This is a genomic window from Candidatus Poribacteria bacterium, from assembly GCA_009839745.1.
Taxonomy (GTDB): domain Bacteria; phylum Poribacteria; class WGA-4E; order WGA-4E; family WGA-3G; genus WGA-3G.
Map to the genome: position 1 here is coordinate 1 of VXPE01000024.1, position 9,949 is coordinate 9,949.

Below are 9,949 nucleotides of genomic sequence, written 5' to 3' on the forward strand. Positions count from 1 at the left end.
GCAGGCATGTCGGAGCGTTAAAATGTCTTTTTAATTCTAAACTTTACTATAAATCCGAATCCACTTGACGATAAAAAAAATGGCGAATCAATTGAATTAAACGAATTTTGATGAAGTTACTTCATTTGGCAATTGAAAATGTTGTTCTGTATCGTTCTTTTGGAGCACGCGAGCGACATCATAACCTCTCCGGAGCAATTCGATTAAAAGCACGTCATCCGAGGCTTCATTTACCGAACCTAACGTTTTCGTACTTTTGTTAGATTCGGAATGAATCGACATCGCCTCCGAGGCATCGCGCACGTTTGCATAGTTTACGCCTAAGTACCGCTGGGTTGTTACGACGCTTTTATGCCCTAACATTTCTTGGACGGCATAAATATCGTTCGTGTGTTCATAGAGACGCTGCGCGTAAGACTTTCGCAGGGAATGTGTGCCGAGTTTTCCGTTGAGTCCCGCCGTCTCAAACGCGTCCTTTAACGCATCGTGCGCTGCTATTCTCGACATCGCTTTCAAACCTTGCCCTTTTCGGGACGGGAACAATGGACGGGTCGGATCGGTATTTCCATAGAGTTCAAGATGCCAAGCGATAAGATTCGCTATTGCCTGTTGGCCATCTGTGTTTACAGGCACGGCTCTGGATACCTCGCCGCCCTTTACGATGTTTCGATCAAACAGCAAATCAGAGACGGGTTTGCTGTTCTGCCATACATCATTTACTTTCAGAGCGATCAGTTCACTGATCCGTCCACCGACAGAGACACCGAGCATAAACAAGCTCCTGTTCCGAATAGCAAACGTCCCGTCAAAAGCCGCTGATACCTTACGGATTTCGGCGTTGTCTAAAGGTCTTGTACCTTTCATAAAAAAACTCCCTGCTTCTATGCGTGTATAATATTTAAAACGGCATCATATTCTATCGGTTTCTAAGTTTTGTGTTGTAGGAAACGATCTGCTCTATCTCGGGGTGGTGCAAAGTTCACACACTAATTGCTCCAGAATACCGGTCTCATTTTGTTCACTTGTTTTCAATTGGATATCCACGATAAGGGTTTTCTCAATCGCAACGACTAATTCCTCAGCAGTGAAAGCGTGGAGTGTCTGAAAAACTTTGTATGCGACATAGGGGTTCTGCTTCAGAATGTTATGTGTCGCTGCCTTCGGCAAAAAACGCCCGACTTCTTCAACAAGGGGTTGAAAGATATTCTGCGTAAACACCGAGAATGACATCCGACTTCGGAAGGGTCTAATCCCTTTCCTGTCTGCGATGAGCTTCGCTTGGAGGGCAAATCGGAATTGACGTGTGATCGTGGAATTAACCAAAATGGGTTCTTGTCCGCTTGCTAACACCTCGTGGAGACTTTTCAGTGCCTGTCCGATGGATCGCCTTCCAATCGCATCGGTGAGGTCGAAGATACTGTCAAATGTGTTCTGTGTCACGATATTCTGGATATCGTTTTCGTCAATTTGACGCTTGTCACCCACAAAATCAATGATCTTGTTGATCGCTTCGGCAATTGTGTACATATCGCCCCCGGTGCGAGTCCTGAGTTGCGTGAAAGCGCGGGGGGTAATCTGTTTATTGAATTCACTGAACTTTTCTGAGACTTTTTTATACAGTGGGTCGCGGTTCAACGATGGACCGGCTTCCACTGGATCAAAGGACCTATAGCGTCCTACACTCTCAATCGCTTTGACGAGTCGGTTGCGTTGGTTCACGGGTCCACGCACTATAAAGATCAGAACGCTATTTTCCGGTAGATCGGCTTGCAGCCATTCAAGAAGTAAGTCAATGTCATCACTGGTGCCGGTTTCAGTGCCAAGCATATCCAGTTGTTGGGCGATTCCCGGCAAGCGTTGTAAAAACCCGCGCTCTTCGTCGGTTAATTTCGTCCCTAACTCATCAGTGAGGGCTTCAACTGCGTTTGCGAAGTCAAAATGCAGTTCGGCGATTTGTTGAGGACTCACTTCTAATACTTTTGCCATTGTAGAGATAGATTTTTGTGGATCTGTAATTTCAATTTTGAACGCATTTCGGAGGAGCGTTATCGGTGTTGTGCGTTGTTGGGTTTTAAAAAAGGGAGCGTCGCGAACGACAACGACTCGCCATTTTGACATGACTGGGTAGAGGTCAACTTGACTGAGAATTTCTCGAATTGTTATATCAGTGCCATCAAGAAAGGTGAGGTTAAAATCGCGTGTTTCAGGGGACAAGAGGTGATCAAGCATCTGTTTGAGGGTTCCTTCAATGAGGAAACTTTCCTCGCCACAGAGGAGATATACCGGTAGGACTTTGTTCGCTTGGATCTCGCGAAGGATGTTCGGTGCGGGTTTTGTAGGTTTCTGTTTCATTGGGGCAAACTGCCGCCAGTTGGAATCGCTCAGGTTGCGTTGTCGCTGGCGGTTTCCTTCTGCGTGCCTGTGGTAGCAAACGCAGAGAAGCGTTTCGTTGAATTCGATGCGCCACACTTCGGACATTTTGGCGGAGATTTGGGAGTTGTGCTGAAATCACTGGCGCGTTGAAGTATCTCAAATTCAGCTGCACAATCATTGCAGTGGTATTCAAAAATTGGCATTGTTTTCCCTTTATTTAAGCTGTGGTAGGTCGGATGATGAGTTTTATCTTTGTGCCTTTGGGTGGGATTACATCAGTATTCACACGATACGTTCGATCATCGGTGCCAGTCGGTAAGGGGTGGTTGAAAAGCGAATCTGGGTCGCGATAGACGGCGATAATGTTGTGAAAGAGCTGGGCAGTGAATTGATTGTTTTTCAGCCGTCCACCTGTGAAGACCCAGGGTGTCTCCTGCATCGGCTGTTCGGTAAAGGCATTCCATACTAACTCGCGCGCACGGCGCGAGATAACTTCTGCGCCTTGATTCCATTCAACCCAGATGTCAACGGGTGCTCCTGTCGGTTTTCTCGGATCACCTTCAACCGTGAGATTCATACCGGGCATAAAATCTAAAACACCGAGGGCTGTCAGTATGTAAATCGGTTCTGCATCAACGATTAAAATGCTTTCATGTGTTTTGCCGAGTTTACCACAGGCAAAGAATTCAATATTAGCATCTCCACTGACAATGTTAATTTCACCCGGCACCGTTACCTCACGTTTACTGGTATCAAAAATAACGTTGCCGAGTTGATACGTATTTTCGCTAATTTGCGTCGGTTTTGCCAATTGGACGTCCGCAGCTGCAGTGGATTGTGGAAACACAGTGAGTTTTTCCGAAGCACTGTTATCATTGTTATCTGCATCCGAGAAGGCGATACGTGCCACAAACTCTATCTGACCTTCTGTTGCCGGCACCCAATCGGTAGAAATGACGGTCTCTGTGAGTTTAGAAGTCCAAAGGACTTCGGTGTTAGCAACCTTTTCATCGTCAACATAAAACTCAACGTTAAGAATATCGTCAAGCGGGGTTCCCGTATTCTGAAGGGTAGCACTCAGTCGGACGGCTTCGCCAACGCGTGGTGTAGGGGGTGAAAATCGGAGACTTCGTGGAACAATCCCGATGTTCGGTTCTGTTGGACCTACCAGGGCATGACTCAAGGTCATCACCGTGAAGCAGGTCGACAAAAAATCGCTCTCAGATCCGCTCCATCTCCCATCGGATTCCTGTTGAGCAACCATCATCCGTGAGATTTCATCGTACCAGTTGTAACCCGCGAGTGTGTCTAAAGTTGGGGGAATATCACAGAACCGTTGCAGCGAAAGTAAATAGTAATAAAGCCATGAGTTAGAACCGGGGTTACGGGTTAAGGACCAATGCTTTTTAAGCCACGCAATACCTTTCTGAATCTGCGGATCGTCAACGGGAACACCACACGCCCGCAGCGCCCACAATCCTGTTGCAGTCATACTTCCATAGACCCCTATTGCCCACGGGGAACCGTCATCAACCAAATTGTAGAGCCATCCCCCCGTTTCAGTTTGGTTCCGTCGAATCCATTGTTGGGCACGTGCCCAAGTGTCGGGAGGAATATCAATCCCCCACTGCTTTGCAGCATAGAGGGCATAGATAACCATATTCATGTGTGCGCCATCGGCACTATAACCGTATCCCCAACCGCCATCGTCGCGATCGTCAGTGAACTCACTGCCGCTGACGGGCAGCTGTTTTTTGACTAACTGATTCACAGCAAACTGAACACGCTCTCTGTAAGCGACATCTTGTGTCGCAACTAAAGCCGGAATAACCACCGCGAACTGGTAAACAGCGAATTCGTTCCAGTTCTGCTCTAAGAGGAATTCTAAGCCTTTTTGGACGGATGGATGCGAAACCGTATGTCCTGTTGCGAATAACGTTTGTAGCGCTAACGCTGTTTCTTGTGTCTGATCCTCGCCAAAATTCCAAGATTTGCCTGGGATAAAGTTTTTAGCAAGACCTTTTAGGCTCGCTCCGCAGTTGATACAGATTAAGATAAGTTGGTTTTCAGTTCCACACTGCAAACAGGTTCGGCTATGCCTGCCTTGTTGTGCTTCTATCCAAGCAATACCTTTCGTTATCGCGTTCTGGATCTGTTCAGGGGTGACGGGTGGGAACATGCGCGCCTCAGCAATGATTGCGGCATGGGTGAGGTTATTTCCTGTGTCTGTTTCTTCAATGTGTTTTGCACCGGTCGGGTTGATGACGGCATAGATTTCGGTCTTACCGGGAGGCGGTTGCCACTGTGTTTTCACGCGCTTGCTCTGCCCCGGTTTTAACTCCAAGATGACATCCTTACAGAGTATTTGAAGCGGTTGCGTCGCTGGATCCGCCTCGTAAAGGTCAACAACCAGATCCTGGTTCATCGTTTGTGTGCCATCCCCTACATTCTTCACCTCAACTGAGATAGTAATTTCTTCTCCTTCAACGGGGGTTGGATTGGAAAAGGAGATACTATCAGCATCAACACGGAAGTCTGGGAGTTGCGCGAATCCACTCGTGCTAAAGGCGGCAATAACACATATTCCGATTGACAATTTTAACAGTAGATTTCGGAAACTGACGTGCTGCGTCAAACGAAGATACCTAATCATGATGAACCTCACCTCTATCAAGGAAGTTGTTATGATTCCGACGAGCGCCACAACCAGATTTTGATTTATCGCTCAACCAGCCGAACGTGGCAACGCAATTCCTACCGGTCCTATATTAGTTTCCTGACCAGAACCCAACGGAAACTGAGGAAGGCTGTGGGATCGGATTTTTGAACAACGCATGTCCACTTGATGTCCATTTGCTAATTTCGCCCTGGAATGTCTCTCCGAGTATATCCGCTATCCAAATACCGCCATCTGCGGGTGAAACACTGATCGCCACGATTGCCATTCCCGCAAGAAACTCAGCTCTCTTGCCTCCATCTGGTCCCAAGTTCATTAACATTGACTGTTGTGACACAACCCAGACACTTCCATCAGAAACATTGATACGCGGTGACGTAGGATTCGGAATATCGGTAATTTCCACCAGTTTCTGTCCACTCGCTGAAATCCGCATTAGAACACTATGTTGACTGTCGGCGATCCAAGCATTTCCTTCGTAGTCAACGGTTACACCCTTGGGTTCACCCATCGGTGGTGCGTCTGCGACCTTGTTTCCTGCAGCATCGTAGCGTGCGATAGGACCTCTTGCGTTTGTTATCCATGCCGAACCGTCCTTAGGATTTACTGCTACTGCGGGTTCATGGGCGGGTATTACAGCGACAACTTGGGCACCATCACCGGATACTTTTTTAACAGCATCAAGTCCTGCGATCCATGCCGAACCATCGGCGGGGTTAATGGCGATCTGGTTCGGACGGTTAATATCGGAAATCTCTTTAAAATCGCCGGTGTTTGGATTATAACGATAGACGGTGTTTGCCGCTGAAACTGCGATCCAAACAACGCCATCTGCTGGATTCACCTCGGCGGCGGTTGCTTGGGGTAGATTCGGAATAACCTGTGGATCGGCGTTTCCATCGGCATATAATTTATAAACTGTATCTCCTTTACTGACGACCCAACACTCTCCATTATATTGTCCGTAACTGATAGTAACGCATAGAACCGACAACGCCATTGCCCAAAACATCTTCTTCATCATTTATATCTCCTGATTTTACTGTATGCGCTTTGTAAGCGCGCTATCTGTGGTTTAAGAGCGCGCTATAAGCGACGCCTTCATTTCTTAAATCTTAACATAGTTTCCGTTAATTTGGCAAGGATTTTTAATTATACCTTGCGGTTCGGTTGGGTTCATTGGATAAGCAACGTTAACCGACGTATATCTAGGGGAAATCCGCAGAAATACCCAAGCAATACACAGAAACACCCTATCAAAAACACCCCAAGCAAAAACCCCTCCACTACGTTACGGGCTACGTTTTTGATTCTTTAAATTAGCATTTCCATAATCGTTTTTTTACTATACCCTGTAAACTTTCTGGTGACATTCACCGTTTATAGTAAAACCCATAATTAATGGGACATTTGACAGCGGGCGAGGGGACCTCGCCCCTACGAGGTGAGGCAGGCATGTCGGAGCGTTAAAATGTCTTTTTAATTCTAAACTTTACTATAAACCCTGAAATCAAGGGATTCATTATATTGACTCGACCCTACAGAAATCATCATAAACTTTTTTTGAAACTTTTTTCTTTGAATGGTGTCTAATAAGTATAAGCAAGAAAAACTTACGAATAAGGAGAAACAGAATGAAACGGGCACACTTTTATTGTCTGACCTTTGTGGTGGTCCTTCTGTTTGTTGGAATCAGTATGGTAAGCATGGCTGAAGTGGCTGTCTTAAAGTTGGAAATTTCCGATGTCGTCAGCAATGCTGATGCGCGGCAAATTCGGCGGCTACTGGAACCTTGGGCGGATCCAGAGGACATCACATTCCATACACCTGTTGACAAGAACGGTAAAAAACGCCTTTTCACAACACGGGTGGAAGTAAAACCCAGACAGGGTCCTTCTAAATACAGTGAAACACGGACGTTTGATGTCTATGACATCATGCGTCAGCTGAACGATTCGCGTTTCCGGGGGCGCCACGGCATTGGACACTCCCGTGTTCTTAAGACGGAAGCTACCATCCGCGGCGAGCTGTTTGCACATCCCGGTTTCGCCCGAAGTTATCTCCGAAACGTTCCGGCGTGGCGACGGTGGCGACCTGACACCTCCAATATCCATCATGCCATGACTGCGGGACATGAAGAACAGAAGTTCGTCTTCAGCGCGAATCCTGAGTTTGATCAGCTGCGGATAGATACGGCAAACAACAATAAACCGGTCGAAGTAAAGGGGATAATCACAGGATTTGACGGTCCCTATCCGATCGTATCGGTTCGTAAATACGAGGTAGGCTATCATCTCAAGACGAAGGCATCTGAAGCGGAAACAGCGGGGCGACCGACTTACGACTATCTTGAGAAATAAAGGAACAATCCCTAATTGGGATTTCTGTCTATGACTGGTAACCGCCTGTATTGAAAAGCACAACGCGTTCGGAGTCTTCAATCATTCCGTTCGTGACGAGTTGTTCGAGTGCCGCGACAGTTGCAGCGCCTTCGGGACAGGTCAAAAGTCCTTCGGTTGCAGGGAGCAGTTGCATTGCCTCACGGATAGCATCGTCTGTGACGGCAATCGCTGCACCGTTGCTTTCACGAATCGCCTCTAAAATGAGGAAATCGCCGATTGCTTGTGGGACCCGCAATCCGCTTGCAACGGTATACGCGTCACGCCACGGAGTTGCCTCCGTAGCCCCTTCTTCCCATGCCTTCACAATCGGGGCGCATCCTGTTGATTGGACAGAGATGAACCGCGGTCTTTTCTTCCCGATCCAACCGATCGCTTCTAATTCTGCGAAGCCTTTCCACATCCCGACAATACCTGTCCCACCGCCGGTAGGATAGATGATAACATCGGGTAATTCCCATCCACATTGCTCGGCGAGCTCAAACCCCATCGTTTTTTTGCCCTCCACGCGGTAGGGTTCCTTGAGCGTTGAGACATCAAACCAGCCTTCCTCTTCCTTCCGTTCTGCGACAATTCTACCTGCGTCGTTAATTAAACCGTCAATCAGTGTGACGTTCGCACCAGCGAGTTGGCACGTCTCTTTATTGAAGGGAGGTGTATCCTGTGGCATAAAGATGTGTGCGGATATACCTGCGGCAGCGGCGTAAACGGAGAGGGCAGTCGCAGCGTTGCCAGCGGACGGGATCGCCAATTGCGTTAATCCGAGTGCCTTTGCCTTAGAGACTGCCATTGCCAAACCGCGCGCCTTGAAGCTTCCGGTGGGCAATCGGGATTCGTCTTTCACCCACACGTCTGTGAGTCCAAACGTTGCTCCCAACCGCTTTGTATGGATGAGGGGGGTCATCGTTTCCCCAAGCGTTACGATGTCTGCAGGATTAGATATGGGTAGGAGTTCTAAATAACGCCAGAGTGAAGCGGGTCTCGATTGGAGCGTATCGCGTGTCCATGTTTCTGCGACCTGTTGAAGCGCGTAGCGGGCAAGGAGCGGTTTTCCGCAGGTGGGACAGACGTTCTGTGGTACCTGAGGGTCATAAGTTTTGTTACACTTACTACATTCCAGTATTTCTAATTTACCTTGCGGTTCGGTGAGGTGGGTTTGAGTTTTCATGTCCCTTTCCGTAGATTCGCCCGGCGCGATGCTTGGGCTTACGCGCGCTGAAGACTGTGGCTTAGGATTTCTAATCACGCAATTCTAATTTCAAGGTTGTGAGTCGGACTATATAAACCGTCTTTCAAAAATCCGTTTTTTCTGGCAGGCGCATGATGTTCTGGCAGGTACCATATATCAAAAAAGCAAAACAAATCAAACCTGCGCCAACCTGTGAAACCCTGTGATATATCTGGCACTAATATCTTTTTAATGATCCCCAAGTGGTTATCTTTTTGCGTTTTGTCAGAGAAGGTGCGGCTGCCACAATGGCTTCCATTGCCTTTATTTTAACAGCATCTATATCAGCTTGATCCACTTTACCATCGTTATTTACATCTGCGTTATAACGGTTAGGATATTTCATAGCATCGCGAACAATCTTAATGTCTTTAACATCCACATAACCATCCTGGTTTATATCTGCTGAATTATCGGTTATACTATCGTCCGTATCCACAACTCTAAACAAACCTTTATCTTTTAATCTGTCAGCCTCTGATTTCAAAAGACTCATCTTATCACCCCAATCTTCCACTGATTTACCAAATGCCTGAAAATGACCATTAAGTGACTCAGGTACATGATTGTGTCCAGGATCTAATCCAAAAGCGTGCCCTAATTCGTGAGTAATAAGGGACAGATAATGGTTAGGGTGGGTATTCATAATATCTGTTTTCACCATAGCCACGCCCCCGGAGTCACCGCCAAGACGAGTAAAACCCATACCTATATTACCATTCCATTGAGGTGCGGCTACTCCGCCCAATAGAATTAATAATACATTACTCCTATCTCTAAACTCCATAGGTATTTCATCTTTAATATTTTTCATATACAGGTTGTATGCGGTTATATGTTTATTATATTTTGATGACCTATTATCAGTTTTGACTATATTTATCTTTACTTTGTTATTTCTATCCAATTCAAACGGAAATGTGTGATTCGTATAACCATGCCTTGTCATTTCATTTTGATAATGCGATTGTATACTTTTAATCAATTCGTCATGAAATCCAATATCTATGCTATCAGCATCTGCCGTCTGGAAATAAACCACTCTTAATTCAGGTTTGTCAGCGTATATATTAATTACACTTAATAGGTAAATAATTAGCATTGTTTTTACATATTTTAACATTTTTATCTCCGCAAATCATTAATGATAACGACTTGTGCTAATTAACATTTCGTTTCTTCTGTTTTCACAGGTGTTTAGTTTTATGAAATATAGAACTTACGCATACTGCTCTTTTGTAGCATAAACTTTTAGTGTGGGTTTCCACCAGA

8 protein-coding genes are annotated in these 9,949 nt (G+C 46.3%); 1 reads left to right on the plus strand and 7 read right to left on the minus strand.

What is annotated here, in order from left to right; all coding sequences use genetic code 11:
• Window positions 1–96: 96 nt before the first annotated feature.
• The 5 genes from F4X88_03565 to F4X88_03585 all read right to left on the minus strand — a co-directional run bounded on the left by F4X88_03565 (window position 97) and on the right by F4X88_03585 (window position 6,074).
• Window positions 97–864 carry a tyrosine-type recombinase/integrase gene (locus F4X88_03565; GenBank protein MYA55353.1) on the minus strand — a complete coding sequence of 256 codons (768 nt, stop codon included), beginning with the start codon at window positions 862–864 and terminating at the stop codon, window positions 97–99.
• Window positions 865–957: 93 nt separating this feature from the next.
• Window positions 958–2,478 (minus strand): DNA polymerase III subunit delta, encoded by a 1,521-nt coding sequence (gene holA, locus F4X88_03570; GenBank protein MYA55354.1) that lies wholly within the window; start codon window positions 2,476–2,478, stop codon window positions 958–960.
• Window positions 2,382–2,576, minus strand: coding sequence for a zinc ribbon domain-containing protein (locus F4X88_03575; protein ID MYA55355.1), 195 nt, complete (start codon window positions 2,574–2,576; stop codon window positions 2,382–2,384). The genes holA and F4X88_03575 overlap by 97 nt, the downstream gene beginning before the upstream one ends.
• Window positions 2,577–2,590: 14 nt before the next feature.
• The gene (locus F4X88_03580; GenBank protein MYA55356.1) at window positions 2,591–5,026 is read right to left on the minus strand and encodes a hypothetical protein; all 2,436 of its coding nucleotides are present in this window, start codon (window positions 5,024–5,026) and stop codon (window positions 2,591–2,593) included.
• A gap of 115 nt (window positions 5,027–5,141) precedes the next feature.
• Window positions 5,142–6,074: an SMP-30/gluconolactonase/LRE family protein gene (locus tag F4X88_03585; protein MYA55357.1), complete on the minus strand. Its 933-nt coding sequence runs from the start codon at window positions 6,072–6,074 to the stop codon at window positions 5,142–5,144.
• Window positions 6,075–6,684: 610 nt separating this feature from the next.
• Here F4X88_03585 and F4X88_03590 point away from each other — a divergent pair.
• Window positions 6,685–7,410, plus strand: a complete 726-nt coding sequence (locus F4X88_03590) for a hypothetical protein (protein MYA55358.1) — start codon at window positions 6,685–6,687, stop codon at window positions 7,408–7,410.
• A gap of 28 nt (window positions 7,411–7,438) precedes the next feature.
• On the opposite strand, the gene F4X88_03595 is transcribed toward F4X88_03590, so the two are convergent.
• Both F4X88_03595 and F4X88_03600 read right to left on the minus strand, forming a co-directional pair.
• Entirely contained in the window at window positions 7,439–8,617 is a 1,179-nt protein-coding gene (locus F4X88_03595) for a threonine synthase (protein ID MYA55359.1), read from the minus strand.
• A gap of 238 nt (window positions 8,618–8,855) precedes the next feature.
• Window positions 8,856–9,800, minus strand: coding sequence for a hypothetical protein (locus F4X88_03600; protein ID MYA55360.1), 945 nt, complete (start codon window positions 9,798–9,800; stop codon window positions 8,856–8,858).
• Window positions 9,801–9,949: the final 149 nt, after the last annotated feature.